Origin of the sequence: Bifidobacterium pullorum subsp. saeculare (assembly GCF_016899725.1) — a bacterium.
Classification (GTDB): Bacteria; Actinomycetota; Actinomycetes; order Actinomycetales; family Bifidobacteriaceae; genus Bifidobacterium; species Bifidobacterium pullorum_C.
The window spans coordinates 33,715-59,672 of sequence record NZ_JACLYU010000008.1 but is presented as its reverse complement, the minus strand read 5'-3'; the positions used below and the strand labels follow the sequence as shown (position 1 = coordinate 59,672).

The following is a 25,958-nucleotide window of genomic DNA, read 5'->3' as shown; positions in this document are numbered from 1 at the left end:
CCAGTTTGCAACATCGCCGGACTGGCTGTATCATCAACGACTGTTGTCTGACGGGCTGTAGCGCAGCTTGGTAGCGCGCTTCGTTCGGGACGAAGAGGCCGCGGGTTCAAATCCCGCCAGCCCGACAACCGAAAGGGAATCGCCGATTACGGCGGTTCCCTTTCTTCATGTCCGGCCCCCTGCGCGGGTGGACGGCGCGCGACGGGAAGGACATCCACGGCGATGAAGAAGAGTCTGCTGGCGCTGGCGGCCGGCGCGTTCGTGCTGGGCGCCGCCGAATTCGTGATGATGGGCATCCTGCCACAGGCGGCCGAGGCGATGCACGTGTCCATCCCCGCCGCCGGCTCCTATATTTCCGCCTACGCGGTGGGCGTGTGCGTGGGCACGCTGTTCCTCGTGTTCGGCCGCAAGCTCAGCCCCCGCGACCTGGTGCTCGCGTTCATGGTCATCACGCTGGTGGGCAACGCGCTGTCCGTCGCGTCGGTGAGCTCGGGCATGCTCATCGTGGCCCGGTTCATCTCCGGCCTGCCGCACGGCGCGTTCTTCGGCACCGCCACGCTCATCGCCAAGACGGTGGCCGACCGCGGCAAGGAGGCGCAGTCGATCTCGGCCATGGTGACCGGCCAGACCGTGGCGAACATGCTCGGCGTGCCCGCCGGCACGCTGCTCGCCGAATATCTGAACTGGCGCCTCTCGTTCGCGCTGCTCGCCGCCATCGCCGCGCTGACCTTCGCGCTCACGCTGGCGTGGGTGCCGCGCATCCCCGCCGTGCCGGACAAGGGCCTGATGGGCCAGTTCCGCTTCCTGGGTAAGCCGGGCCCGTGGATGGTGCTCGTCGCCGTGTTCATGGGCAACGCGGGCGTGTTCTGCTGGTGGAGCTACGTCTCCCCCTGGCTGCAGAAGGTGGGCGGCTGGTCCTCGCAGCTGGTGCCGATGCTCATGATGCTCGCCGGCTTCGGCATGGTGGTCGGCGGTCTGGTGGGCGGCCGCATCACCGACCGCTGGCGCCATGCCGGCACCGCCGCCATCGGCCAGGGCGTCTCCTGCCTGGGTCTGTTGCTGGTGTTCCTGACGCCGGGTTCGCTGTGGTCCACCGCGTTGTTCACGTTCTGGATCGCCTTCGGCCTATTCTTCATCTCCGCTCCCCAGCAGCTGCTCATGGCCGAGGCCGGCAAGGGCGGCGGCGAGCTCATCGGCGGCGCCTCCGTGCAGGTGGCGTTCAACGGCGGCAACGCGCTCGGCTCCGCAGTGGGCGGCGCGATGCTCACCGCCTCCGGCATGGACTACCACTACGCCGCGCTGGGCGGCGTGCCGCTGGCCGTGGTCGCCGTGGCGCTGCTGGCCGCGTTCTCGCTGCGCTTCGAATCGAAGCGGCCCAGCGCGATGGAGCGGATGGTGGAGGTCCACGTCTGAGATCCACACGGACTGAGACCCATATCACGGTCCGTTCCCGCCCGCCGCGCCCGCGGCGACCGTAGACTGGGACCGGAGCTCCGCCGGCATGGACGCCCGGCGGACGCGACGTGGATGGAGGTCCGTCATGGCAGACGAGAACGAGCTGCTGGAACAGTTCGCCGCACGATTCGCACCGGGGCCGCAGGATGGAGCCGACGCCGACGCCACCCCCGCGCACTTCGATGTGGACCGGTTCCTGGCCGGACTGGACGCGATCTTCGACCGGCATGCCGGCGCCACCGAGGCGCAGCCGTACCTCGAACAGGCGATGGCGGACGCGGAGAACGCCGGCGACGACGCGGGCCTGCTCACCGTGCTCAACGAGGCGATGGGCTTCTACCGTTCGCAAGGCCTGCATCAGGAGAACGAATGGACGGTGCAGCGCACGCTCGAGCTCGCCGCCCGCATGGGACTGGAAGGCACCGAGGCATGGGCCACGACGCTCATCAACTGCGCCACCGCCATGCGCGCCGCCGGCAAGTACGACCAATCCGAGGACCTGTACCGCCAGGCGTTGGATTGCGCGGCCACAGTGTACCGGCCGGACGACCGGCGCATCGCCGCCCTGCACAACAATCTTTCGGTGCTCTACTCGGAGACCGGACGGCTGCCCGAGGCGCGCGCCGAGCTTGAGCAGGCGCTGGCCACGCTCACCGCCGGCTCCCCCGACCCGTCCACTGACCTCGACGTGGCGAGCACGCATACAAACCTCGCCCTCATCCTGCTCCAGATGGCCCAGGCGCCCGGCTCCGGCGACGCCCCGGCCACAGACGGGGACAACAGGAAGGAGGCCGCGGATCTCCTGGCCGAGGCGGACGCCCATGCCAGCGAAGGCGTCGCGATCTTCGAAGCCGGCGATCCGCATGCCGGCCATTTCGCGTCCGCGTTGGCCGGCATGGCGCAGGTGCGCTACGCCGAGGGCCGCTTCGCCGATGCGGCGGCCTGGTACCGCCGCGCGCTCGCGGTCATCGAGGAATGCTACGGCGAGGACAACGACTACCACCGCATCACCGCGGCCAATCTGCGGGAGGCGGAGCAGGCCTGCCGCAACGCCGGCCAGCCGCTGCCGGACGACGGCGCCCCCGCCGACGCGGCGGCCGCGGGAACAGCGGCCACCACCTCGTCAGCCGCCACCGTCGAGTCGACCGCGCCTACCGCGTCGCCCGCCCCTGCCGGCAGGCCGGGCGATCCGCGGACGGGATTGCGGATCGCCCGCGACTTCTGGGAGCAGCGGGTGCGGCCGATGCTTCGCGAGCGCTACCCCGAGCAGGTGGGCCGCATCGCCGCCGGCCTGGTGGGCCACGGCTCGGAATGCTACGGCTTCGACGACGCGCTCTCGCAGGACCATGACTTCGGTCCGCGCTGCTGCCTGTGGCTGACGGACGAGGACTACGACGCCTTCGGCGAGCGCCTGCAGGCCGATTACGAGGCGCTGGACCGTGGCGACTGGCCGGTGACGCCGCGCGCGCAGGGCGCGGGGCGGCGCGACGGCGTGTTCCGCATCGGCGACTTCTTCGAGTCGATCACCGACTACCGCGAGGCGCCGGCCGCCGACCGGCCGCACGAATGGCTCATGCTGGACGAGGCGACGCTGGCGGCCGCGACGAACGGCGAGGTGTTCGCCGATCCGCTGGGCGCGTTCTCCGCGGCTCGCCAGGCGTTCAAGGACATGCCCGGGGATGTGCGGCTGTCGCTGATTTCGCGCCGGCTCGGCATGATGGCGCAGGCCGGCCAGTACAACCTGCCGCGCATGCTGGAACGCGGCGATGGCGCGGCCGCGATGCTGTCTGTCACCGAGTTCGTGAACGCCACGGCCTCGCTGGTGTATCTGGTCAACGAGCCGATCACCGTGGGCTACCTGCCGTATTACAAATGGCGGTTCGCGGCGCTGCGCCGCCTGTCCGGGCGCCTGGCCACGCGCTTGGCCGACGTGTGCGGGCAGCTGGAGTCGATGCTGCGGCTGGCCTCGGCGGCCTGCTACGGCGGCGCCGGCTTCGGCGAAGGCGGCAAGGGCGCCGGCCCGGCCATCGAATCCCTCGAAGCCACAGTGGCGCGCATCGCCCAGGAAGTGGTGGACGAGCTGCGCCGCGAGGGGCTGACCCGCAGCGGGGAGACCTTCCTCGAATGGCAGCGGCCATACGTGGAGGAGCATATCGGCGGCGCCGATCCGGTGCTGCGCAGCCTGTGAGCGATCGCCTTGGACGGGCGCCGCACGAGCGTCGAACGGGCATTGAACGAAAGGAGAAGGCAGACCATGGCCGATCAATCCCAGGACATCCAGGAGCCAAGCGCCGCCGACGGGCTGCGCGAAACCATCGTGCGCCACGAATGGGACCAGTTCCAGCGCACGGACAACGAGGGCGGGCGCGCCTCCTGCCAAGGCAACTGGCCGATGTTCCACCAGATGCGCCTGAGCCAGTTCCTCACCTGGCCCGCCCCGCTGCTCGCCAGCTACGAGGACGACCTGACCGAGGCGGACCGGGTGGGCCGCAACCTGGTGACGGAGAAGTACGCCCGGATGATGGCCTCCACGGCACCGGAGCAGTACCGCCGGACCATCGAGCCGTACATCCCGCGGCTGTCCGAGGAGCGCGTCGCACGCCAGGAACGAATCGTCGCCACGCAGGTCGCGTGGGCCGCGGACTTCCGCAGCCGCTACCCGAAGCTGGGCCAGGCGATGCGCGTGCTCACCACCGCGGAAGACACGCCCGAGGCGACCTCGTTCGAAACGTATCTGCGCGGCGAGCTCGGCACCTATTCCGACCGCACCCTCGGCCTGTACGAGGAGTTGATCGCCACGCTCACGCGACAGGGGTGCAACCTCACCGAGGAGACCATCGCCAACACGGTGCGTCTGGGCGGGTTCGCGGACCTCGCCGAAGCCGAGGCCGCGCAGGCCGCCTGAGCGCCCGGAGCGCCCGGCCGCTCACCACGCCGGCGCGTACAGCTCCCAGAAGGCCATGCCCGTGAGCGCGCACAACGCGCCGAGGAGCACGAGTACGGCCACGGCCCATCGCGCGGCGCCCCAATGCGCCGCGGTGCGCGCGGCGCGCGCCGTGCGCACGGCCAGCCAGGCGACCGGCACCGCGCAGGCCACGGCCATGGCCTGCAGCACGCCCCACGCCAAGTGGTACGCCGGCGCGGCGGAACCGCCGTGCAGCGCCTGCACGACGAGCACGGCCAGGTAGCCGCCCAACGCAAGCGTCAGCGTGGCGGACAGCAGGCCCACCACGGCCAGCAGCGCCACGTCGGCGCGGCGGAACCGCACGAATCCACGGCCCAAGCCAACATGGCGGACCATCGGGCCGCCATCAGACTTGACCACCCGTCCCCCGCGCATCACGGCGCACGGGGCGGACCGGCCGCGCCGGCACACCGTCAGGCGGCCGTCGCCGCCGGCCCGCACGCGTCGCCCGCACACGCGGACCCGCAGCCATCGCACCGCCATCATGGCCGCGGCCACCAAGCCGGCGGTCATCGGCAGCAGCACGGCGCCGGCGACCAGCGCGCTCAGCACGCCCAGCGACCCGAGGATGCCGGAGCGTGTGCCCGCCGGCGCCACGTAGCGTTGGCGCGGCGTGGCGCCGGCGACCTGCGGCGTGGCCCAATCGCCGGTGCCGGCGCCGGCGGCGACCCCGTTCGTCCAGTCGCACAGCGCCGCCGTGTACCCCGCGGCCAGCGGCAGGCCGGGCGTGAACAAGCCGGCGCCGGCGCGCATCTGATGGTTGGCCTTGAAATAGCGCACGGTGACGTTGCGGTTGCCGGCGGCCGCGGCCTCGTCCATCAGCGTGCGCGCGCCCTGTTCGACCGGCATGGCCGGGTCGAGCGTGCCGTAGTTGACCAGCAGCGGCATCGTGAGCGCCGTGCGGTGGCGGCCGGCGTCGAAATCCGCGTATCCCAGGCCGTAGGGCGCGAAATCCAGCGACGCGAGCTTGGCCGTGTCGTCGATCACGGGCCGGGGCGCGCCGGCGGCGGCCGCGTAGGCGCTCATCGCCATCGCCATCAGCTCGCGCCCTTTGACCACCGGCGCGGAGGAGAGGATGGCGAACGCGACGGCAGGGCGCAGGTCGTCGAGGACCGTCGCGATCCAGGTGCCTTCGGATTCGGCGTAGAGGCCGACCCGGCCGGGATCCACGCCCTTCTGGGCGCGCAGCAGGTCGAAGGCGGCGGCATAGTCGTGGGCGAAGCGCGCGTAGTCGCGGTGGAGCGGACCGTAGCCGTCGAGCCGTTTGGCCGGCACCAGCGTCACGATGCCGGCGGAGGCCATCGCGTTGGCGATGTCGCCGAAGTCCTGCTCACCGCTGGTGCCGGAGCCGTGGATGAACAGGCAGGCGGGGCGCCGAGAGCCGAAACGGTCGGGGAAGGCGCCCGGCGCCGCGCCGCCCGCGCCCGGGGCGCCCGGGGCGGCGGGGGCGCGCAGGATGGCGGGCAGCACCGTGCCGTCCTCCGTGGTGACGGTGAGCCGCCGTTGCGTGGTGCGGTAGGCGCCCTGATGCGGGATGGCGACGCCGCGCGCCTCGACGGACGGATCGGCGGAGGCGACGGCGATGTGGTCCGTGAACGGGACGACCTGCCAGCGGGGCATCATCGCCATGCCGAGCAGCGCCAGCACCACCAGCAGAACGGCGGCCACGGCCGCCACCGGCGCCATGCGGCGGCATTGTGCGCGCATTCCCCTCATCACGGCCTCCCACTGTAGTCTGCGAATGTGGCCGGTGATCGCCGACGGCCGTGGCGTGACCGCCGGCGGCCCGATGCCAAGCCGGCCCGCCGGCTGGGGTGGTTCAGCGCCGGCTGGGTCGGCTCAGCGGCTGCCGTTCCGGCCGGGATCCCGTCCGTCCATACGGCCTGTGCCGTCCGCAAGGTCAATGGCATCGGCTGCGGAGCCGCCGCCGTTGGCACCGGCCGTGACGCCGTCACCGGAATCCGCGGCATCGTCCCGCCCCTTGTGGTGGCGCACCACGCGCGCCACGCCCCAGACGGCGGCGATGACCAGCAGCAGCACGCCCAGCGCGCCGACGCCGAGGGCCATGAACGTGGCTGGATTCTCGAAGACGATGATCCTGTCGGCCAGGCTGTAGGACAGTCCGGGGAAGCCGAGGCCGAAGGCCAGCGTGACCGCTCCCAGCAGAATGCCGAGCACACCGAGCACGATGGTGGGCACGCTCGGCCCGGTTTTGCGCAGCGGCTCCGGCTTGGGGCGCACCGGCACCTGCACGAAGGGCTGGGGCGGCTGCGGGCCGAAGGGCATGGCGCCGGCCGGCGGCTGGGCACCGGCGGGCGGCTGCGGGCCAGTGGGCGCCTGCCAACTGGCGGCCGCCTGCGGACCGGCCGCCGGCCGCGGATCCGAGGCCGGCATGGCCGCGCCATACGCGGGACCGTCCGCGCCGGCCATGGCGCCCGCTCCAGTCGGCGGGCGGGTGGCGTACAGCGGCACCGACGCCATCGCGGCGGTCCGCTCCTCCTCGCTGACCGCCTCGCCCACCGGCAGGGCGGCGGTCGCCTCCGCCGGGGCGGGTTGCGCGGGCAGCGCCTGCGTGCCTTCGCCGTCGGCCAGCGTCATGCCGGCCGCGGGCATGGTGACGGTCGCCTCCATATTGGCGGCGGCCGCCGGCATCGCCATGGTCGCCTCCGCATCGGTGCTGACTGTCGGCATCGCCACCGTGTCGTCCGTCGCGGCGCCGTCCGTCGGCTTGTGGTTCGCGGTCATATCGGTCGTCCTATCGGGGTTTGCGGTGTTCGTCGTGGTCGTGGCCATCGTCCGGTCACTGGTCGTGTCGGTCATCGGAATGCCTTTCCGTCGTGATGCCGGCGACGCGCGCCGGACGTTCCTTGCCCACCGAGTCGTATCCGGGCCACGTGCTGTCGGAGGCGTAGCGCACCTGCACGGAACCGTGGTCGGCACCGACCAGATTGATGAAGAGGTAATGCTTCGTATCCATCGGCACGTCGTCGGCATCGTCGGAGTAGCCGTGGTCGCGCCACCGGTAGTTCGGGTCGTCGTAGTCGTGGTCGTAGCCGTAGGGGTCGCCGAAGAACAGCAGACCGTCGGTCCCGTTGTCCAGCAGCACCGAGCGGCCGTCGCCCAGGCGGTCCGGGCCTATGGAGCCGTTGTAGAACGGGCCGAAGGCGAAACGGCAGCCGTCGGGCAGCGTGACCTGCGCACGGGTGTCGCGCACGGCCAGGTTGATCTGGCCGACGGGGCAGGAACCGGCGGCTCCGCCCTGCCAGGCGCTCCAGTCGCTCAGGTCGAGGTTGGCGCGCGTGGAGCCGTAGCCGTCGCCGATCAGGAACACGCCTTTGGACAGCGACGCCATGGTCTGGGGGCTGGCGGCGGCGACCCAGTAGTCGTCGCCGTGTTCCGACAGCTCGGAGTCGATATGCGTCCGGGCCGCCGTCATGCCCTGGTCGTCCGCCGCGGTGGCGTCGCCGCTGATACGTACCTGCGCATAATTGGCGGCGTCGCGGTCGATGGTGGTCACCATCGCCCCGTACAGCACGGTGACTGCCAGCATGACGCAGGCGACGAACGCCGCCGTCCACACCAGCGGATGCAGGCCGCCGGTGCGCCGTCCCCTCAGGCCGAGCGCCACGAGCACCACGCCGAGCACCAGGCACAGCGCCGCCGACCACACCGCGGCCAGGCTGATCGCGCCGGTGTCCGTGGTGACGAAGCCGCCGGCGATGGCGGCGGCGACGATGGCACCGGACAGCAGCGCCGCCCCCATGGCGAACAGCACGATCAGCGGTCCGGCCGGCTTGCGGCGGGCGTACCGCCGCCGTTCGGGAGCCGGATCCGCGTACTGCGCCGGCGCGGGGGCCGGCATGGCGGCCGCCGGCATGGCGGCTGATGCCGCATACGGTGCCTGCGTGGGCACGGGGGCCGCGTACGGCGGCTGTGTGGGGGCCGGCCCCGAGGCGGGAGCGGTGGCGGCCCCGGCAGCCGGCCCGAAGGCGGAACCGGCGGTCGGCGCCACGTACGGCGTCTGGGATGCCGACTGGGGTGCCGATGCGGGCGATGCGTCCACCGTTCCGGCCGCGGTTCCATCCGCAACTGCGGTCCTATCCGCAGCCGCAGGCCCGCCCGCGGTCTGGCCGGCGCCCGCCCACTGTCCGTCCGGGGGGATCGGCCCGTTCGCAGCGGTTCCGGCCGGTCCGGCCCAGGGCGCGCCCTGCCCGTTCGGCCCCTGCCAGGCCGTGCCCGGTCCGTTCATGCCCGGTCCGTTCATGCCTGGCCCATTCGTGCCCGGCCCATGCGGCCCGCTCGTCCCCGGGCCGCCGCGGTAGGCATAGCCATAGCCTTCCTGCTGGCGGTGGCTGCTTTGTATCAGGAACCACAGCACGAAGGCGGCGAGCGCCAGCGCCAGCAGCCCGGCGCCGGGAATCGCCACGGCGACGGCCAGGCACAGGAACCCGCCGAGGCAGTCCCATTCCCAATGGCCGGCGAACAGGTCCTCGATGAGGATGCGTCCGGTGCGCACATCGGGCAACAGCAGCCAGCCGATGGCGTACAGCGCGGCGCCGAAGCCGAACAGCAGCACGGAGGCGACCATCAGCGCGCGCACCAGCGTGGGACTCCAGCCGAGGCGCTGGGCCAGTCCGCTGCAGACGCCGCCGATCCAGCGGTCGTCGCCACGCACGATCTGCGCGGTGCGGATCCAGGTGAAGAAACGATTGCTCTTGCTCATGTCTCCATTACAGCAACCCAATCGCGGCGCAGGTGTCCGGGGACACCCTGAATCCGCCCCTGAACCTGTGCCCCTGACCCCGGAACCACGGCATGGGGTCCAGTCCCGCGTGGCACGATACCACGCATGAGCTTCTTCGCACGCCGCCGGCCGTCGGCCCCGCCCCGCGGTCCGCAACCGTCCGCCGATCCCCGCCCGGAGGACGGCACGGCGCCCGCCCCGCTGGCGCCGGCGCGACTGCCGCTGATACGCCCACGCCAGGGCCGCTGGCTGACCGGCGTGTGCAAGGGCGTGGCCCTGCACCTGGGCGTGAAGGTGGGGTGGGTGCGGCTCGCGTTCCTGCTCGCCGCCTGCCTGTGGGGCACGGGCATCGTCGCCTACGTGTTCCTGTGGCTGTTCATGCCGGTGGGCGATCCGCTGGCCGCGGCCGGAGCGCGCAGGCGCGCCGCCGACGCCAGCCGGGCGCCCCTGTCGCATGGCAATGCGCCCGATGCGGCGGAACGCGAGATGGACCAGGCCGCCGGATCGAGCGAAGGCTTGGTCGGGGCGTTGCGGCATGCGCCGAAGCCGGCGCTGGTGGCGCTGGCCGGCCTGCTGCTCGTCGCGGTGGCGCTGCTGCTGATGCGTTCGAGTCACGGGGAGCTGGTGCTGCCGCTGGCGCTGGCGTGCGCCGGCCTGGTGGTGGCGTGGGCGCGGTTCGATGCGGACGAGGGGCAGCTGCCCACGATGGTCGGGGGCATCGCGCTGCTGTTCCTGGCATACGCGATCTACGTGGTCGGCGCGCTGCACCAGGACATATACCCTCGTGGCAGCCGCTTCGTGGTGGCCGGACTGCTGTTGCTGACCGGCACGGGGCTGGCCATCGTGCCGTGGACGAACGCCACGATGCGCACGCTGGGCCGCGAGCGCGCGCTGAAGGAACGCGAGGAGGAACGCGCCGACATGACCGCGCATCTGCACGACGGCGTGCTGCAGACGCTGGCGCTGATCCAGGTGCACAACGCGGAGCCGGAGACCGTGTTCACGCTGGCGCGCAGCCAGGAGCGCGAGCTGCGCGCATGGCTGTACCAGACGCGCGTCGGCTCGGACCGGTCGGTGGGCGCGGGGCTCAAGGCCATCGCCGCCGAGGTGGAGGACGCCCACGGCAAGCCCATCGAAGTGGTGACGGTGGGCGACGCGCGCCCCTGCGCCGCCACCGACGCGCTGCTCGACGCGACCCGGCAGGCGCTGGTCAACGCGGTCACGCACGGCGGCGAGCCGGTGTCCGTGTATTGCGAGGCCGGGGCGGACCAGGTGGAGGTGTTCGTGCGCGACCACGGCGCCGGGTTCGACGTCGACGCGGTGCCCCCCGACCGGCTGGGCATCCGGGAGTCGATCATCGGCCGCATCCGGCGGCGCGGCGGTACAGTGGAAATCGTGTCACGCCCGGGCTGGGGCACGGAGGTGCGGATGCACATGCCGGTCCAGGCGGAGGCCGGGGCGCGGTCGGCGCCGCGCGCGGGGTCGGACGACGGACGGCATGCGACGGCATGATGGAGGCGAGCGATGGAAGGCTTGGACGGCATGGACAGGATGAGCGGCAATGACAGGATGACCGGCGCTGAGCCGCAGCCGGCAGGCGCCACGACGGCCCCGGGGGCATCTTCGGGGGCATCGCCGGGGGCCGCTCGTCCCGTGCGCGTGGCGGTGGTGGACGACCATGAGATGTTCCGCGCTGGCGTGATCGCCACGCTGCAGCCGCATTTCCGCATCGTCGGGCAGGCGGCGGATGTGGAGGGAGCCGTGGCGATGATCGCCCGGCTCAAGCCGGACGTGGTGCTGCTCGACGTGCATGTGCCCGGCGGCAAGGGCGGCGGCGGGGCGGAGATCCTGACCGATTCGCGCGCCTACTCGCCGGGCACGAAGTTCCTGGCGCTGTCCGTCTCCGATTCGGCGGCGGATGTGGGCGCGGTCATCCGCGCCGGCGCACAGGGCTATGTGACCAAAACGATCACCGGCACCGACCTGGTCGCCTCGATCACGCAGGTGAACGAGGGCTACGCGGTGTTCTCGCCGAAGCTGGCCGGATTCGTGCTCTCCGCCTTCCAGGGCGCGCCGCTGGCCGGCGAGGGGCCGGTGCGCGACGAGGAGCTCGACCGGCTCTCGGCGCGCGAGCAGGAGGTGATGCGGCTCATCGCCCGCGGCTACACGTACAAGGAGGTCGCCTCCGAGCTGTTCATCTCCGTCAAAACCGTGGAGACACATGTCAGCTCCGTGCTGCGCAAGCTCCAGCTGTCCAACCGCACCGAGCTCACCCGGTGGGCCGTCGACCGCAGGATCGTGTAGCGGGCGGAGACGGAGCCGGCCCGGACCGGGTCCGGGCCGTGTCAGCGCAGCAGGGTGGCGCGGGCCTGGGCCGCGTCCTCGAAGCGGATGCCGGTCAGCCCCGGCACCGCCTCGCCGGCGGCGGAGGCGTTCCACGGCTTGTCGTCCACGAAGGCCGTCGTGGACGGGTCGACGCCGAAGCGGGCGACGGCGCGGCGGAAGATCTCGGGGTCGGGTTTGGCGATCCGCTCCTCGGAGGAGACCACCACGTCACGCAGCAGGCGCAGCTCAGGGAATGTGGCGCGGGCGGCGTCCACGTAGGCGGTCGTGAAGTTCGTCAGGCCCCACAGGCGCACGCCGGCGGCGTCGAGGTCCTCCAGCAGCCGGCCCATGCCGGGGATGAGGCCGGCGAGCGCCAGCTCCTGGCGCTCGAAGTAGATATGGAATATCCAGGCGACGGCCGGGCCGTGATGGGTCTCGTAGTCGGCGACGATGCGCTCCTCCGGCCAGCCGAGGTCGGACAGCTCGTCGTAGTGCTTGAAGCCGTGCTCGTCGGACGGGTCGAAGAACATGTCGATGACGCCAGGCGGGTACATGCCCTCCAGCGGCAGCCGGGGCCGCCAGTCCACAAGCACGTCGCAGAAGTCGAGAATGACGTCGGAAAACCGGGGTTCGCTCACGTCCATCACCCTACCAGCACGCCGGATGGCTGCCGGACGCGGCGTCGCTGCCCCATCGCACCGTATAGCAAAGGAACCCGCTGGATTCCAGCGGGTTCCTCGATGCGGGCAGAGCGGGATTCGAACCCGCGGAGGCGCGAACCTCAACGGTTTTCAAGACCGTCTCCTTAGACCGCTCGGACATCTGCCCCTCGTGCGCGCGCCGTGGCGCACGGTCGGCAATTCTACCAGCCCGCCCCCGACGACGCGGCTACGGACAGTCCGGTGGACTGTCCGTAGCCGGGATGCAGCGACAGCGTCGCATCCCGCGCACAGGCACAGCAGGCCTGATGGAATCAGGCCTCCCACTTCGTGGGCTCGATGACCTCCTTGCCGCCCATGTACGGACGCATGGCCTGCGGGATCACGATCGAGCCGTCCTGCTGCTGATGGTTCTCGAGGATCGCCACCAGCCAGCGGGTCGTGGCCAGCGTGCCGTTGAGCGTGGCGACCGGATGGGTGCCGCCGTCGGCCAGGCGCTCGCGGATGTTGAGGCGGCGGGCCTGGTACTCGGTGCAGTTCGAGGTGGAGGTCAGCTCGCGGTAGCGGCCCTGGGTCGGCACCCAGGCCTCGCAGTCGAACTTGCGCGCGGCGGAGGAGCCGAGGTCGCCGGCGGCCGTGTCGATGACGCGGTAGGGCACCTCGACCTTGTGCAGCATCTCCTCCTCCATGGCCAGCAGGCGGCCGTGCTCCTCGCGGGAGTCCTCCGGACGGCAGTAGACGAACATCTCCACCTTGTCAAACTGGTGGACGCGGATGATGCCGGTGGTGTCCTTGCCGGCGGCGCCCGCCTCGCGGCGGTAGCAGGAGGACCATCCGCAGTAGCGCAGCGGGCCGGAGCCGAGGTCGAGGATCTCGTTCTCGTGCATGCCGGCGAGCGCCACCTCGGAGGTGCCGACCAGATACTGGTCGTCGGGCTCGCGCAGACGGTAGATCTCGTCGGCGTGGGCGTTGAGGAAGCCGGTGCCGGCCATGACCTCGGGGCGCACCAGCGTGGGGGTGATGGCCAGCGTGAAGCCGTGCTCCTCGGCCTGGTCCACGGCCATGGTGAGCATCGCGATCTGCAGGCGGGCCACGGCGCCGCGCAGGAAGTAGAAGCGGGAGCCGGAGACCTTGGCGCCGCGGCGGGTGTCGATGCCGGCCACCAGCGCGCCGAGCTCCATGTGGTCGCGCGGCTCGAAGCCCTCGGCCGCGAAGTCGCGGATCTGGCCGACCTTCTTGACCACCACGTAGTCGTCCTCGCCACCCTCGGGCGCCTCGGGCTCGACGATGTTGGAGAGCTTCCACATCGCGGTGGTGTACTCCTCGGAGGCGGCGTCGGCGGCGGACTTGTACTCGGCCACCTTGGCGGCGAGGTCCTTGGTCTCGGCGATGAGCTTCGCCTTCTCGTCGCCGGAGGCGGCGGCGACCTTCTTGCCGATTTCCTTCTGCTGGGCGCGGGCGGCCTCGAACTCGCGGAGGGACTCGCGGCGACGCTCGTCGGAGACCAGCACCTCGTCCACCAGCTCCACGGATTCGCCGCGCTTGCGCTGCGATTCCTTGACCACGTCGGCATGTTCGCGAATGAATTGAATATCAAGCATGGGCCAAGAGTATCGCCGTAAGCCGACACGTCGGCCCTTACAATGGGGACCATGCCCACGCCTGCAGTCATCGCCATCTGTGTCCTCGCCGTCGTCGCGCTTGCCGTGGCCCTCGCGTTCGCCGTCCGCGCCTTCCGCCACCGCAAGCTGGCGCACAGCTTGGAGGACCGCAGCGACGACCAGGTGCGCTACGCCTTCATCGTCAACCCCTCGAAGCCGCAGGCCGACCAGCGCCGCGCGCATATCGAGGAATTCTGCCGGGCCAAAGGGCTGGACGACGTGATCTTCATCGACACCCAGCTCGACAAGGACGGCCGCGCCTGCACGCTGGAAGCACTGGACCGCGGCGCGCAGGTGGTGGTCGCGGTGGGCGGCGACGGCACCGTGCGCACGGTGGCGAGCGCCCTGTCCGGAACCGGGCACGCGCTGGGCATCGTGCCCATCGGCACCGGCAATCTCTTCGCCCGCAACATGGGCATCCCGGTGGACGACATCGACGCGGCGCTGATGGTGGCCACCTCGCATGGCTCCAAGCATGTGGACGTGGGCCGTCTGACGATCCTCGACCGCGAGGGCGAGGACCACGGCCACGCCTTCCTCATCATCGCGGGCGTCGGATTCGACGCGAAGATGATCGACGACACGGATCCGCAGCTCAAGAAGAACATCAGCTGGCTCGCGTACTTCGTGGGCGGGGTGAAGAACCTGTTCGCGCCGAAGTACCGCGGCGACGTGACGATCCGCAGCGCCGACGGCAGCTCGCACACGATCCGCGGATTCTCCTTCCGCACGTTGATGGCCGGCAACTGCGGCCAGATCCCGGGCTTCTCTCTGATGCCGGCCGCGTCCTACGACGACGGCATGCTCGATTTCGAGATCATCGACACCACCGGTGGCCTGATCGGCTGGGCGAACCTGTTCGGCGACGTGCTCCACCAGACCGTCACCGGCCGCCCGGAGCAGAATCCCCTGTCGACCAATTCCACGGTCGACCAGATCCAGGGCGTCAGCGCGGAGGTGCTGCTGGAGAAGCCGGCCCTGGCGCAGGTGGACGGCGACGTGCTCGGCGAGACCCGCCACATCCGCTTCGAGGTGGAGAAGCAGTCGCTGTGCGTGCGCGTGCCGGAGGGCGCGCCGGGCGGCGTGACGCCGACGGCCGCGTTGGAGGCGGCGGCCGCCACGCCGACCATCGGCTGACGGCGGCCGGTTTCACCCATGGAGCTCACAAACGCCCACAATCCCACACATAAACGCACAACAAGTAACAAAACGCGACGCCATATGGCTATAATGGGGAGGCATGGTAGCTAACAATGCGGGCATGCCCGCCACCCCAGCAGATCTGATCAACGTCGACGAGGTCATCGGCAAGTACTATGACGCGGTCCCGGACCCCACGGTCCCCGAACAGCGCGTCATCTTCGGCACCTCCGGCCACCGTGGCTCGTCCCTGAAGACCTCGTTCAACGAGGCCCACATCGTGGCCATCACGCAGGCCATCGCGGAGTACCGCAAGAAGGCCGGCGTCACCGGCCCGCTGTACATCGGCCGCGACACCCACGCCCTGTCCGAGCCGGCGGAAAAGACCGCCATCGAGGTGCTCGTCGCCAACGGCGTGCACGTGCGCGTCGACTCCCGCGGCGACTTCGTGCCCACCCCGGTCGTCTCCCAGGCGATCCTGACGCACAACCGCGCCGCCGACGGCACCCAGCGCTTCACCGGCGAAGGCCTGGCCGACGGCATCGTCGTCACCCCGTCGCACAACCCGCCCACCGACGGCGGCTTCAAGTACGACCCGGTCACCGGCGGCCCGGCCCCGGCCGAGGTCACCGAGGCCATCGCCGCGCGCGCCAACGAGCTGCTCGGCGACTACAAGTCCATCAAGCGCGTGCCCTACGAGCAGGCCGTCAAGTCCGAGTACGTGGAGGGCTTCGACTACCGCGAGCACTACGTGGACGACCTGGCCAACGTCATCGACTTCGACCTCATCCGCTCCTCCGGCGTGCGCCTGGGCATCGACCCGCTCGGCGGCGCATCGGTCAACTACTGGCCGCTGATGAACGAGAAGTACGGCACGAACATCGGCGTGATCCGCCCCGAGGTGGATCCCACCTGGCGCTTCATGACGATCGACCACGACGGCAAGATCCGCATGGACCCCTCCTCCCCCTACGCGATGAAGGGTCTGGTGGACGAGCTCAACGCCGGCGCCTGGGACAAGTACGACCTGGTGGGCGGCACCGATCCGGACGCCGACCGCCACGGCATCGTCTGCCCGAACTGGGGCGTGATGAACCCGAACCATTACATCGCCGTGTGCGTGGAGTACCTGTTCGGCGGCGCCCGCCCCGACTGGCCGAAGGGCGCCGGCATCGGCAAGACGCTGGTCTCCTCCTCGCTCATCGACCGTGTGGCCGCGTCCATCGGCGCCAAGCTCGTGGAGGTGCCGGTCGGCTTCAAGTGGTTCGTCGACCCGCTGTTCAAGGGCGAGGTGGCCTTCGGCGGCGAGGAGAGCTCCGGCATGAGCTTCCTGCGCCGTGACGGCCGCGTGTGGACCACCGACAAGGACGGTCTGATCCCCGATCTGCTGGCCGCGGAGATCACCGCCAAGACCGGCAAGAACCCGGCCCAGCTGCACCAGGAGCAGGTGGAGCGCTTCGGCGAGAGCTGGTACAAGCGCGTGGACACCCCGACCACGCTGGAACAGAAGGCCAAGTTCGCGGCCCTGTCCGGCGACGACGTGACCGCCACCACGCTGGCCGGCGAGCCCATCGAGGCCAAGCTGACGGAGGCGCCGGGCAACGGCGCGAAGATCGGCGGCCTCAAGGTCGCGACCAAGGACAACTGGTTCGCGGCCCGCCCCTCCGGCACCGAGAACATCTACAAGGTGTACGCCGAGTCCTTCGTCTCCCCCGAGGCGCTGGACAAGGTGCTCGACGAGGCCACCCAGGTGGTGGACAAGGCCCTCGGCGAGTGACGCCCCAATTAGGCTGACGAAGCCCATCAGGGCGCAATGACGCAAGGCCCGCTGCGGCCGGACCACCCCTTCCTTAGGGGTCGGTTCCGGTCGCAGCGGGCCTTGTGCCGTCAGGTGCGGCTCCTTGTGTGTGTGGGGGGGGGGAGCCGATCTGCCCGCTGGCGGCCCCTCAGCGTCCAATCCCGCACCCCACGGGTAGCCAAACCACCCGCCGGCAGCCCCTTAACGTCCAATCTTGCACCCCACAGGGAGCCCATTCCCCCGCTAGCAGCCCGCCAGCGTCCAGTCTTGCACCCCACGGGTAGCCAAACCACCCGGAACCGCATATACCGCGACACGCCCGGAGCGTAGGATCCGACCACAATGCCCGGTGCGGCTGGCCAAGCACCACTCTCCGCGGATATGGTCCGGGCATGAGAACACATCACGCATTGGAATCGCTACTCGACGAAGCGGAGCAGAACCAACGGCTGGCGCATGGCGCCCCGATGCCTCTCCAGAAGGCGTTGCAACGGCGTCTCCTGGCAGGGGAGGTGACGCGGCCATACCCGAATCTGTATGCCAGGACCGCATACTGGAAGGCCTTGAACCCACGTGAGCGAGCGATGTGCATCGCCCGGAGCTTGGCGCAACTCCACCCGCGATGGGCGTTCGGCGGTCTCGTCGCCGCCACCGCGCATGGACTCGAGCACCAATGGGGTCTGCACACCGACCAGCCGATCATGGTCATCTCGCGCCGCCACGGCGGAGTCAGAAGCGACGCCCGGATTCTGCGGATCGCTGCTCCTCACGAACCCATCGTCACCGCCGATGGTCTGCGTGTAACGACGATGGCCCGCACCGTCGTCGACTGCGGACTGCTGCTGCCTTTCCGTTCGGCGCTGCCCATCATGAACTCGGCGCTGGCCAACGGCGTCTCGCTGAACGACCTGTTCGCGGTATGCGGCAGGATGCACCGCGACTGTCTGCCGATCCTCCGTTTGACGAGGTATGCCGACCCGCGATGCGAGAACGGCGGCGAATCGTTGGCCCTGGGCACGATCGTCGAACTGGGGTATATGGCGCCGTTGGCGCAGATGGCCTTCGTCGACCCCGAGACCGGGCAACGGTACCGGGTCGATTTCGCATGGAGGCTGCCGGATGGGCGCATCATCGCTGGAGAGCTCGACGGACGGCGCAAATACGTCGACGTCGACATGACGAAGGGCCGGGACGTCGATGCGGTCGTCGCCGCGGAACGGCAGCGGCAGCAGGGGCTGGCTCGCGCCGGAGTCAGCGACATCGTGCGGTTCACCTTCAGGGATGCGTTCGACCGGATCCCTCTTGACGCGAAGCTACGCGAACACGGCGTGCCCCGCGCGCGGTGACCGCCGCGCATCATCACACCGGTCCCGGCAGCGCGCCTCTTGCGCGCTTTTTTCGGCGGCGGGCCGTAGGGTGGAGGGCTATGACTGAGACGATGACGGCGTCCGCCGAGCGACCGGAACAGGCAGGTCAGGCATGGTGAGCGAAATCGTGGTGTCCACCGACGGATCGGCGCTGGGCAATCCCAACGGCCCGATGGGCTGGGCCTGGGCCGACCATGCGAAGGATGCCGGCGGCAGCCCCGGCCATCGCCATGACGGACACGGGTACGGCGCGGGCGGCGCGACGAACGGCACGAACCAGATCGGCGAGCTGTGCGCGGTGCTCGAGGCGCTGCGCGCGCACCCCGGTCCGGAACCGTTGCGCATCGAGACGGATTCGCAATACGCGATCAACTGCGCGACGAAGTGGGTCCACGGCTGGAAGCGCAACGGCTGGCGCAACTCGCAGAAGAAGCCGGTGAAGAACGCCGCGGTCATCAAGGCCATCGACGCCGAGATGAGCCGCCGCCCCGGCCCGGTGCGCTTCACCTGGGTGAAGGGGCACGCCGGCAACGCGGGCAACGAGCTCGTCGACGACCTGGCACGCACCTACGCCGGCGACTGCCGCTCCGGCGCGCAGGATGGCTACCTGCCGTTGGAGGGCTGGCAGTCGTTGGTCGCCTCCGAATACGCGGACGGCCTCGACGTGCCGCCCGACGTCCAGCTCGCGCTCGACTCCCCCACGCAGGCGACGGCGGGCGGCGGCGTGGCCAGCACGCCGGACTCCCGCACCGACGCCCCCGGCCAGCCCGGCCCCTCGCCGGAGTCCGCGGCCGAGGGCGGCGTCCCTGCCGACGATTCCGTGGAACATCCTGTGAAACATCCTGTGAACCACAACGATGACTCCGTGAAACAACCCGTGGAACAGTCGGCCGCCCCTGCGTCGGCGGCCGACCCCACGACCGGCCCCGAGCCCACGACCGGGCCCGCGGCCGAATCCAAGCCCATCACCGCGGCCGAGCCCGTCCCCGCAGCCGCGACCGACGACGGCGCGGCCGGCGCGGCGCCGTCGCGGCCGGCTCCCGCCCCGGAGCTCAAGGACACCGGCCTGAGGGTTTCGGGAACGGCCGTCTTCGCCCCCGCGCCGCGGACGAGCCCGACCTTCACCGGAGAACCGATCCCGGTGCATGGCTACATCGAGGTAAGCGGCCATGTGGACGGCGACGGCAGGCTGACGCTCGACGGAGCCCGGTTCCTGCGCCGCTGAGCCGGCGGCGGGAACGTCGAACACAATCGGACACGACCTCACACAATCCGACATCGGCGGTAGGATGGAGCCGTTCGCACAACCGATGGCAACACACGCCCGACGGCGTCGGGCCGCGGCCACGCAGACAAGGAGCATTATGGACAAGGCACAGCAGGATGCGCTGAAGAAGGCGGCCGGCATCGAGGCCGCGAAGCTGATCCAGAACGGCATGATCGCCGGCCTGGGCACCGGTTCCACCGTCAAGTTCCTGGTGGATGAGCTGGGCCGCCGCGTCAAGGAGGAGGGCCTCGAGTTCACCGGCGTCACCACCTCCCGCCGCACGCAGGAGCAGGCCGAGGGCTACGGCATCAAGATCGTGGACATCGACGACGTGGACCATATCGACATCACGATCGACGGCGCCGACGAGGTGGACAAGAACTTCAACGGCATCAAGGGCGGCGGCGCGGCCCTGCTGTGGGAGAAGATCGTGGCCATCAACTCCAACCAGATCGTGTGGATCGTGGACGAGTCCAAGGTGGTGGACACCATCGGCCAGTTCCCGCTGCCGGTCGAGGTGATTCCGTTCGGCGCCGGCCATGTGATCAAGAAGCTCGAGGCCAAGGGCTACCAGCCCACGCTGCGCCTCGACGCCGAAGGCAAGCCGGTGCGCACCGACGAGAACAACTATGTGGTGGACCTGCACCTCGGGCGCATCGAGCACCCGCAGGACCTGGCCGAGGACCTCATCACCATGGTGGGCGTGGTCGAGCACGGCCTGTTCCTCAACATGGTGGACAAGGTGATTGTGGGCGATCCGAACGGCCCGCGCGTGATGACCAACGCCAACAAGTGAGCGCACGCCGGTGGCCGGCCGCGGCATGTCCGCCGGCCACCGGCCACCGACCAAACAGCGAGGCCTCCCGTCCGACGGCGGGAGGCCTCGCTGTATTCCCGGTTCCGCGTAAGCGCCGCCGGGCATGGGGAGGGTATCGCGGCGCAGGGCCAGGTTCCCCGTCGGCCTGTCGCGGCGGGCCCGTCAGCCCCAGTGCGCCCGGCAGCCCCGGCGCCCCGGATACGACAAAGCCCCGGACCTCATGCGGTCCGGGGCCTTGCTGGCGCCATGCGCCGAAAAGACTACTTGCGCTGGTGGCGGGTCTTACGCAGCAGCTTGCGGTGCTTCTTCTTGCTCATCCGCTTGCGGCGCTTCTTGATGACAGAACCCATCTGAAGCCTCCATTCCTAAACTCAAGGGAAAGTTTGCAACTCGCCCAATGATACACAGCTGTTCAGACTTTCGTCACCGCGCGTCCAACCGGATGCGCCGCGGCGCAGGGCCGGCGCACCGGGTCGCCGGACGGCTTCAGAGCGGGAACTTGGGGTAGAAGCGTTCGACGTCGGCGGCCTTGCCGGTGGCCTGGAACACGACGGTGTCGTTCTGCCAGATGGCGGTGGCGTCGCCGACGGGCGTCGCGGAGCCATCCTTGCCGTCGGCGTCGGAGCCGCCGGTGGTTTTGACGACGTAGCTGCCGGTGATGTCGCCGTTCACCCGGACGTCGCCGGTGGCACCGGTCTCGCCCTCGGCGGCCTTGTCCAGCGCCTGGAACTGTTTCTTGGCGGAGTCGGCGCTCGACCACTGCGCGACGATCAGGGTCACGTCGGCCGCGTCCTTGGCCTTGCCGTAGATCAGCGTGTATTCCTCCAGCGGCGCGGCGTCCGCCCACGTGGTGCTGGCGTCCGCCTTGATGCGCGCGTAGTCGAGCACGCTGTCCGGCATCGCCTTGAGCAGCTCGGTGGCGTCTTCGGGCAGCGCCGTGGCTTTGATGGCGGGTTTCGTCGGCTCGGTGGCGGCCGGCTCCTTGGTGTCGGCCCCGTCGTGGCGCAGCGCCCAGCCGGGCCATGCGAAGGCCGAGACGACGGCCAGCACGATGACCACCGCCGCCGCGGCCACGACCGCGATGAGCTTGCCATGCGAGGATTTGCTGCGCGTATTCGTCATGGCTCCGATTCTCCCACAGCCGCGTGACGCGGGGTTCGCCGAACCGACCGCGATCACCACGGTAATTTTTTACCGACTTGCCGATCCGGCGGTATCGTGGGGTCATGGCAAAGGCAAGCGTGCAGTATCTGTGCTCCGAATGCGGCTGGAGCGGACCGAAGTGGTTCGGCCGCTGCCCCGAATGCGGCCAGTGGGGCACGATCGACGAGTTCCGCGAACCGCGGGGCGGCGCCGGTGCGGCGGGCTCGCGCACCGCCGCGCCCGGGCGCACCGCCCGCACGACGGCTGCGGGCGCCGTCGCGGACAGCGCGGCGACGCCGATCACCGAGGTCGGCACCGACGATGTGGCCCGGCTGCCGACGGGATTCGCCGAGTTCGACCGGGTGCTGGGCGGCGGCGTGGTGCCGGGGTCGGTGACGCTGGTGGCCGGCGAGCCGGGCATCGGCAAGTCGACGCTGCTGTTGGAGACCGCCGCGCATGTGGCGCGTCTGGTGCGCGGAGGCGGCGCCGCCGGGGCCGGCGTCCGTCTGGTGGCGGGGGCGCGGCCCACGGTGCTGTATGTCTCGGGCGAGGAATCACAGGCGCAGGTACGGCTGCGGGCGTCGCGCATCAACGCGGTGGAGCCGAATCTGCTGCTGGCCTCCACGACGGACCTGGCCACGGTGCTGGCGCTGATCGAACAGGAGCGGCCGGCGCTGGCGGTGGTCGATTCGGCGCAGACCATCGTCTCGCAGGAGGTCGATGGCATCTCCGGCGGATCCACACAGGTACGCGAGGTGGCGAGCGCGCTTATCGACACCGCCAAAAGCCTGGACGTGCCGGTGTTCCTGGTGGGCCACGTGACGAAGGACGGTTCGATCGCCGGCCCGCGCACGCTGGAGCATCTGGTGGACGTGGTCTGCCAGTTCGAAGGCGACGCCGAGACCGCGCTGCGGATGCTGCGGGCGGTGAAGAACCGCTTCGGGCCGACGGACGAGGTGGGCTGCTTCGACATGAGCGGCGAGGGCATCGAGGATGTGGCCGACCCCTCGGGGCTGTTCCTCTCCGGCGGCGCGGGTTCCGGCGGGGACGAGGCACCGGTGGAGGGCACTTGCGTCACGTTCACGGTGGACGGCCACCGGAGCCTGCCCATCGAGGTGCAGGCGCTGGTCACGGCCTCGGTGCTGCCGACGCCGCGCCGCGCGGTCAACGGCGTGGACGCGAGCCGCATCGCGATGCTCACGGCGGTGCTCTACCGGCATGGCAAGGTGAACCTGCTGGCGAACGACCTCTATGTCTCCACGATCGCCGGCGGGCTGGCCAAGGAGCCGGGCTGCGACCTGGCGGTGGTGGCCGCGTTGGCGAGCGCGGCGAAGCACCGCCCGATCCCCCGCACCACCTGCGCGATCGGCGAGATCAGCCTGACGGGCCAGGTGCGGCCGGTGCCGCGCCTGGAGCACCGGTTGCGCGAGGCGGCGCGCCTGGGCTTCGCGCGTGCGGTGGTGCCGCCGCTGCGCAGGCGCGTGGCCGTGCCGGGCATGGAGCTGGTCGAGGTGGCCGACGTGCGCGACGCCTTGGCCGCATTGGGGGTGAGCGCCCGCTCCTGATGCTTGGATTCCCCCTGATCCGTGCCGAAACCCCGGTATGGGCTGGTATTTCCGGTACGCGCCGATAGCCCGGCGTGTGCTGACACCCCGGCGTGGCCCGACGGCCCCGCCTCCCCTAGACTGGCAGCGTCAGTCCCAAGGCCGGCCTGACCGGCCTGCCCAGTTCCTCCCCGACCCCCAGGAGAGACCGATGGAACGTTCCTTCGCCGCGTGGGCGGCGTGCCTGTCCCAACGCACGAACCGCTCGTTGGCCGGCGCCATGGTGATACCGCCGGCCGGCGCCGGCGCCGACTTCGCCGCGCAAGCCGCGCAATGGGGCATGGCCGAGGCCTCCGGTGCCGGCGGATCGGACTTCGTGTTCGACGCGGCCCGGCCGCCGCAGCGGGATATGCGCACGGCCTCGGGTCTGGAGGCGATGGACCATGCGGCGCGGCATATGCGCGTGCTGGCCGAGCTCATGGACCGTCTGGCCGGGGAAGGCATGGACCTCGCCGGCGTGCGCATCGCGGTATGCCTGGTGCTGGAGCCGAAGACCGCGGTGCTGCTGCGCGCGCTGCGGGAAGCCGGCGCGCAGGTGGGCGTGTTCTGCGAACCCTCCGACACCGACCAGCGCGTCGCCGACCAGCTGCGGCGCGAGGGCGTGGTGGTCGAGGCCGACGTCCGCTGGGACGCGGAGGAGACGCACCGGGGCGCGCTGCGGCTGCTCGACCGGATCCGCCCCCAAATCATCATCGACGACGGCGCCAGCTTCGCCCGTCTGGCCGCGCTCGAACGGCCGGAGCTCATCGAAGGGCTCGTCGGCGTTGCCGAGGAGACGACAAGCGGTGTGCGCGCCTTCGAGGCGATGGCGCAGGCCAGCGCGCTCACGTTCCCGGTGGTCGCGGTGAACGACAGCGTGCTCAAAACCGGCTTCGACAACGCGCATGGCACCGGCGAGACCTGCGTGACGACGATGCAGGCCATCCTGGGCGACGACGCGTTCCATGGCGCGCGCGTGACGGTCGTCGGCTACGGTCCGGTGGGCCGCGGCTTCGCCACGCGGGTGCGCGCGCTCGGGGCGCGGGTCACGGTGTGCGACACGGACCCGGTGGCGGCGCTCAAGGCCGTGTTCGACGGCTTCCCGGCGCAGGACATCGACCAGGCGGTGCGGGAGGCGGACATCGTGGTCTCGGCCACCGGCGTGCGCCACACCATCGCGGTGGAGCATATGCGCCTGATGCGCCCCGGCACGGCGCTTGCTGTCATCGGCGGTATCGCCAATGAGATCGCGTTGGACGAGGTGCCCGGCTTCACCCGCCGCGTGGGCCGCGACCTCACGACCATCCAAGTGCCGGGCGGCCCCCGGCTCAGGCTGCTGGCCGAGGGCGACGGCGTCAACTACACGGCCGGTGGCGGCAATCCCATCGAGATCATGGACCTGAGCTTCGCGGTGCAGGTCTCCGCCGTCGCGCATCTGCTCGCCACGCGCGGCGCGCTCACACCGGGCGTGCACCGGCTGCCGCCGGAAAGCGACCGGCGCATCGCCACGGCCGCGCTGCGCGTACGCGGCCAGTCCGCCAGCCACGCGGTGGCCGACAACGGCTACGACTGGACACTCACCCGCTTCGCCGATTCCCATTCGGAGGCACGATGACCACGACCTACGACCCGTTGCATGCGGCCGCCCATCCCGAGCCGCTGGAGGATGTGACGCTGTACAGCGCGCCGCTCATCATCCCGGTGACCGGCCCGGTCATCGTGGACGGCGCGGTGGCGGTGGCCGACGGCCGCGTCATGCATGTCGGTTCGCGCCGCTGGCTGCGCCGGGCGCTCGACCAGGACCTGGCCGCCGGCGCCACCGTGCGCGAACGGCATTGGCGGGGGCTGATCATGCCTGGCCTGATCAACGCGCACACGCATCTGCAGTACACGGCGATGGCCGCCGTGGGGCGGGGCTCCTACGCGGACTTCCACGGCTGGGAGCGCGGCTTCGACGAGGTGTACGAACGGCTCCAGCAGTCGGACGTCAGCCCGTGGCGCCATGCGGCCGAGGAGGGCGCGGCCATGCTGGTCGAATCCGGCACCACGGCCGCGGCGGATATCGTCACCGACCCGGAGGCGGCCGGGGCGCTCGCCTCGCAAGGCTTGCACGGCATCGCCTACTGGGAGGTGATGAACTGGGGCAACGCGCAATGGCGCGCCGAAGGCATCGGCTATCTGGTCAGCCAGCTGGGCCGCATGAGCCGCCAGGGCCTTCCGCGCATCGGCATCAGCCCGCACGCGCCGTACACCTTGGAAACCGAGCCCTTCGTGGATCTGCCGGACATCGCCCGCCAGCTCGATATGCGCCTGCACATCCATCTGGCGGAGACGCCAATGGAGGCGGGCGGCGGCGAGTCCACGCTCACCACGTATTCGGCGGCCGGCTGGCGCGACCACGAATGGGACAGCTACAGCCAGCTCAAGCAGGCCGGCAAGCAGGCCTCCGCCATCCAGTTCCTCGACCAGCTCGGCTCGCTCGGCCCAGACGTGCACATCGCGCACGGCGTGTGGGCGGACGCCGAGGACCGCCGCATCCTGCGCCAACGCGGTGTGGGCGTGGCGCTGTGCCCGCGGTCGAACCGCATCACGGTGACCGGCCGGGACGCGCCCATCCGCGAGTATCTGGAGGAGGGCAACCTGCTGGCCGTGGGCACCGACTCGCTGTCCAGCTCGCCGAGCCTGGACGTGCTGGACGACCTGGCGATGCTCCACGACCTGGCGCGCGGGCAGGGCTACGACCGCGAGGATCTGACGCATCGGCTCATCCGCATGGTCACGCTGGGCGGCGCCGAAGCGCTGGGCATGCATGTGGGCGCCGGGCGCATCGGCCAGATCAACGCGGGCGCCACCGCCGACCTCGCGTTCCTCGACGTGCCGGTGGACGTCGCCACGCCGCACGGCATCGAAGAGACGCTGGAGCGGCTGGTATGCCACGGCGCCGGCACGAACCGGGCGACGGTGCTCTCGGGCCGCGTCGTCCACGACGCCGGCGCGCTCGGCGAAGGCGAGGTGCTGCGCGGCCACGGCCAGG

General features: G+C 70.7%; 19 protein-coding genes, 2 tRNA genes and 1 pseudogene. 14 read left to right on the top strand and 8 right to left on the bottom strand.

The features are described 5' to 3' along the window. The first annotated feature begins 51 nt into the window (after nt 1-51). The 4 genes from H7U32_RS05545 to H7U32_RS05530 all read left to right on the top strand — a co-directional run bounded on the left by H7U32_RS05545 (nt 52) and on the right by H7U32_RS05530 (nt 4,360). Nucleotides 52-125, top strand: a tRNA-Pro gene (locus H7U32_RS05545). 97 nt (nt 126-222) lie between these two features. Next, nucleotides 223-1,413: an MFS transporter gene (locus H7U32_RS05540; protein WP_204468793.1), complete on the top strand. Its 1,191-nt coding sequence runs from the start codon at nt 223-225 to the stop codon at nt 1,411-1,413. Between the two features lie 127 nt (nt 1,414-1,540). Beyond that, the gene (locus H7U32_RS05535) at nt 1,541-3,643 is read left to right on the top strand and encodes a DUF4037 domain-containing protein (protein ID WP_204468791.1); all 2,103 of its coding nucleotides are present in this window, start codon (nt 1,541-1,543) and stop codon (nt 3,641-3,643) included. 66 nt (nt 3,644-3,709) lie between these two features. Continuing rightward, a complete protein-coding gene (locus H7U32_RS05530; protein WP_204468789.1) occupies nt 3,710-4,360 on the top strand; it encodes a DUF4125 family protein in 651 nt (216 codons plus the stop codon). Between the two features lie 21 nt (nt 4,361-4,381). On the opposite strand, the gene H7U32_RS05525 is transcribed toward H7U32_RS05530, so the two are convergent. From H7U32_RS05525 to H7U32_RS10945, 3 genes are all read right to left on the bottom strand, one after another. After that, entirely contained in the window at nt 4,382-6,106 is a 1,725-nt protein-coding gene (locus H7U32_RS05525) for a S9 family peptidase (protein WP_239457542.1), read from the bottom strand. A gap of 153 nt (nt 6,107-6,259) precedes the next feature. After that, entirely contained in the window at nt 6,260-7,240 is a 981-nt protein-coding gene (locus H7U32_RS05520; RefSeq protein ID WP_204468787.1) for a hypothetical protein, read from the bottom strand. Beyond that, on the bottom strand, nt 7,221-9,143 hold the full coding sequence (locus H7U32_RS10945) for a PspC domain-containing protein (protein WP_275051223.1): 1,923 nt from the start codon (nt 9,141-9,143) through the stop codon (nt 7,221-7,223). Before H7U32_RS10945 ends, H7U32_RS05520 begins: the two co-directional genes overlap by 20 nt. A 126-nt stretch (nt 9,144-9,269) precedes the next feature. On the opposite strand from H7U32_RS10945, the gene H7U32_RS05510 reads away from it, so the two are divergent. Beyond that, nucleotides 9,270-10,676 carry an ATP-binding protein gene (locus H7U32_RS05510; RefSeq protein WP_204468785.1) on the top strand — a complete coding sequence of 469 codons (1,407 nt, stop codon included), beginning with the start codon at nt 9,270-9,272 and terminating at the stop codon, nt 10,674-10,676. A gap of 57 nt (nt 10,677-10,733) precedes the next feature. After that, nucleotides 10,734-11,468, top strand: coding sequence for a response regulator transcription factor (locus tag H7U32_RS05505; protein WP_204468828.1), 735 nt, complete (start codon nt 10,734-10,736; stop codon nt 11,466-11,468). A gap of 41 nt (nt 11,469-11,509) precedes the next feature. On the opposite strand, the gene H7U32_RS05500 is transcribed toward H7U32_RS05505, so the two are convergent. The 3 genes from H7U32_RS05500 to serS all read right to left on the bottom strand — a co-directional run bounded on the left by H7U32_RS05500 (nt 11,510) and on the right by serS (nt 13,749). Continuing rightward, nucleotides 11,510-12,127, bottom strand: a complete 618-nt coding sequence (locus tag H7U32_RS05500; protein ID WP_204468784.1) for an HAD-IA family hydrolase — start codon at nt 12,125-12,127, stop codon at nt 11,510-11,512. Between the two features lie 105 nt (nt 12,128-12,232). After that, nucleotides 12,233-12,317: transfer RNA gene (locus H7U32_RS05495), tRNA-Ser, on the bottom strand. A gap of 145 nt (nt 12,318-12,462) precedes the next feature. After that, nucleotides 12,463-13,749 (bottom strand): serine--tRNA ligase, encoded by a 1,287-nt coding sequence (gene serS, locus H7U32_RS05490; RefSeq protein ID WP_204468782.1) that lies wholly within the window; start codon nt 13,747-13,749, stop codon nt 12,463-12,465. A 51-nt stretch (nt 13,750-13,800) separates the two neighbouring features. On the opposite strand from serS, the gene H7U32_RS05485 reads away from it, so the two are divergent. The 5 genes from H7U32_RS05485 (at nt 13,801) to rpiA (ending at nt 20,177) form a co-directional block, all read left to right on the top strand. Further along, the gene (locus H7U32_RS05485; protein ID WP_204468781.1) at nt 13,801-14,946 is read left to right on the top strand and encodes a diacylglycerol/lipid kinase family protein; all 1,146 of its coding nucleotides are present in this window, start codon (nt 13,801-13,803) and stop codon (nt 14,944-14,946) included. 103 nt (nt 14,947-15,049) lie between these two features. Beyond that, a complete protein-coding gene (gene pgm, locus H7U32_RS05480; RefSeq protein WP_204468779.1) occupies nt 15,050-16,726 on the top strand; it encodes a phosphoglucomutase (alpha-D-glucose-1,6-bisphosphate-dependent) in 1,677 nt (558 codons plus the stop codon). Nucleotides 16,727-17,349: 623 nt separating this feature from the next. Then, nucleotides 17,350-18,093 (top strand): hypothetical protein, encoded by a 744-nt coding sequence (locus tag H7U32_RS05475; RefSeq protein ID WP_239457541.1) that lies wholly within the window; start codon nt 17,350-17,352, stop codon nt 18,091-18,093. 133 nt (nt 18,094-18,226) lie between these two features. After that, a complete protein-coding gene (locus H7U32_RS05470) occupies nt 18,227-19,339 on the top strand; it encodes a ribonuclease H family protein (RefSeq protein ID WP_204468775.1) in 1,113 nt (370 codons plus the stop codon). Between the two features lie 139 nt (nt 19,340-19,478). Further along, nucleotides 19,479-20,177 (top strand): ribose-5-phosphate isomerase RpiA, encoded by a 699-nt coding sequence (rpiA, locus tag H7U32_RS05465; protein WP_204468773.1) that lies wholly within the window; start codon nt 19,479-19,481, stop codon nt 20,175-20,177. A 281-nt stretch (nt 20,178-20,458) separates the two neighbouring features. Here the strand turns inward: rpiA and H7U32_RS05460 are convergent, their stop codons facing one another. Both H7U32_RS05460 and H7U32_RS05455 read right to left on the bottom strand, forming a co-directional pair. Next, nucleotides 20,459-20,548, bottom strand: coding sequence for a 30S ribosomal protein bS22 (locus H7U32_RS05460; RefSeq protein WP_004268639.1), 90 nt, complete (start codon nt 20,546-20,548; stop codon nt 20,459-20,461). A gap of 136 nt (nt 20,549-20,684) precedes the next feature. Then, the gene (locus tag H7U32_RS05455) at nt 20,685-21,320 is read right to left on the bottom strand and encodes a hypothetical protein (protein WP_204468771.1); all 636 of its coding nucleotides are present in this window, start codon (nt 21,318-21,320) and stop codon (nt 20,685-20,687) included. A 104-nt stretch (nt 21,321-21,424) separates the two neighbouring features. Here H7U32_RS05455 and radA point away from each other — a divergent pair, with 104 nt between their 5' ends. The 3 genes and pseudogenes from radA to H7U32_RS05440 all read left to right on the top strand — a co-directional run. After that, nucleotides 21,425-22,906 carry a DNA repair protein RadA gene (gene radA / locus H7U32_RS05450; protein WP_204468769.1) on the top strand — a complete coding sequence of 494 codons (1,482 nt, stop codon included), beginning with the start codon at nt 21,425-21,427 and terminating at the stop codon, nt 22,904-22,906. Nucleotides 22,907-23,096: 190 nt separating this feature from the next. Then, a complete protein-coding gene (locus H7U32_RS05445) occupies nt 23,097-24,539 on the top strand; it encodes an adenosylhomocysteinase (protein WP_204468768.1) in 1,443 nt (480 codons plus the stop codon). Continuing rightward, a pseudogene (locus H7U32_RS05440) lies at nt 24,536-25,918 on the top strand (amidohydrolase family protein); the annotation flags it as partial. The gene H7U32_RS05445 and the pseudogene H7U32_RS05440, both read left to right, overlap by 4 nt. Nucleotides 25,919-25,958: the final 40 nt, after the last annotated feature.

Bases quoted from the DNA above. Each gene is read 5' to 3' on its own strand.
- radA (WP_204468769.1), top strand. From the start codon at position 21,425: ATGGCAAAGGCAAGCGTGCAGTATCTGTGCTCCGAATGCGGCTGGAGC.
- H7U32_RS05530 (WP_204468789.1), top strand. From the start codon at position 3,710: ATGGCCGATCAATCCCAGGACATCCAGGAGCCAAGCGCCGCCGACGGG.
- H7U32_RS05525 (WP_239457542.1), bottom strand. From the start codon at position 6,106: ATGGCGCCGGTGGCGGCCGTGGCCGCCGTTCTGCTGGTGGTGCTGGCG.
- H7U32_RS05540 (WP_204468793.1), top strand. From the start codon at position 223: ATGAAGAAGAGTCTGCTGGCGCTGGCGGCCGGCGCGTTCGTGCTGGGC.
- H7U32_RS05535 (WP_204468791.1), top strand. From the start codon at position 1,541: ATGGCAGACGAGAACGAGCTGCTGGAACAGTTCGCCGCACGATTCGCA.
- H7U32_RS05520 (WP_204468787.1), bottom strand. From the start codon at position 7,240: ATGACCGACACGACCAGTGACCGGACGATGGCCACGACCACGACGAAC.
- H7U32_RS05510 (WP_204468785.1), top strand. From the start codon at position 9,270: ATGAGCTTCTTCGCACGCCGCCGGCCGTCGGCCCCGCCCCGCGGTCCG.
- H7U32_RS05455 (WP_204468771.1), bottom strand. From the start codon at position 21,320: ATGACGAATACGCGCAGCAAATCCTCGCATGGCAAGCTCATCGCGGTC.
- pgm (WP_204468779.1), top strand. From the start codon at position 15,050: ATGGTAGCTAACAATGCGGGCATGCCCGCCACCCCAGCAGATCTGATC.
- H7U32_RS05460 (WP_004268639.1), bottom strand. From the start codon at position 20,548: ATGGGTTCTGTCATCAAGAAGCGCCGCAAGCGGATGAGCAAGAAGAAG.
- H7U32_RS05485 (WP_204468781.1), top strand. From the start codon at position 13,801: ATGCCCACGCCTGCAGTCATCGCCATCTGTGTCCTCGCCGTCGTCGCG.
- serS (WP_204468782.1), bottom strand. From the start codon at position 13,749: ATGCTTGATATTCAATTCATTCGCGAACATGCCGACGTGGTCAAGGAA.
- H7U32_RS05505 (WP_204468828.1), top strand. From the start codon at position 10,734: ATGACCGGCGCTGAGCCGCAGCCGGCAGGCGCCACGACGGCCCCGGGG.
- H7U32_RS10945 (WP_275051223.1), bottom strand. From the start codon at position 9,143: ATGAGCAAGAGCAATCGTTTCTTCACCTGGATCCGCACCGCGCAGATC.
- rpiA (WP_204468773.1), top strand. From the start codon at position 19,479: ATGGACAAGGCACAGCAGGATGCGCTGAAGAAGGCGGCCGGCATCGAG.
- H7U32_RS05445 (WP_204468768.1), top strand. From the start codon at position 23,097: ATGGAACGTTCCTTCGCCGCGTGGGCGGCGTGCCTGTCCCAACGCACG.
- H7U32_RS05470 (WP_204468775.1), top strand. From the start codon at position 18,227: ATGGTGAGCGAAATCGTGGTGTCCACCGACGGATCGGCGCTGGGCAAT.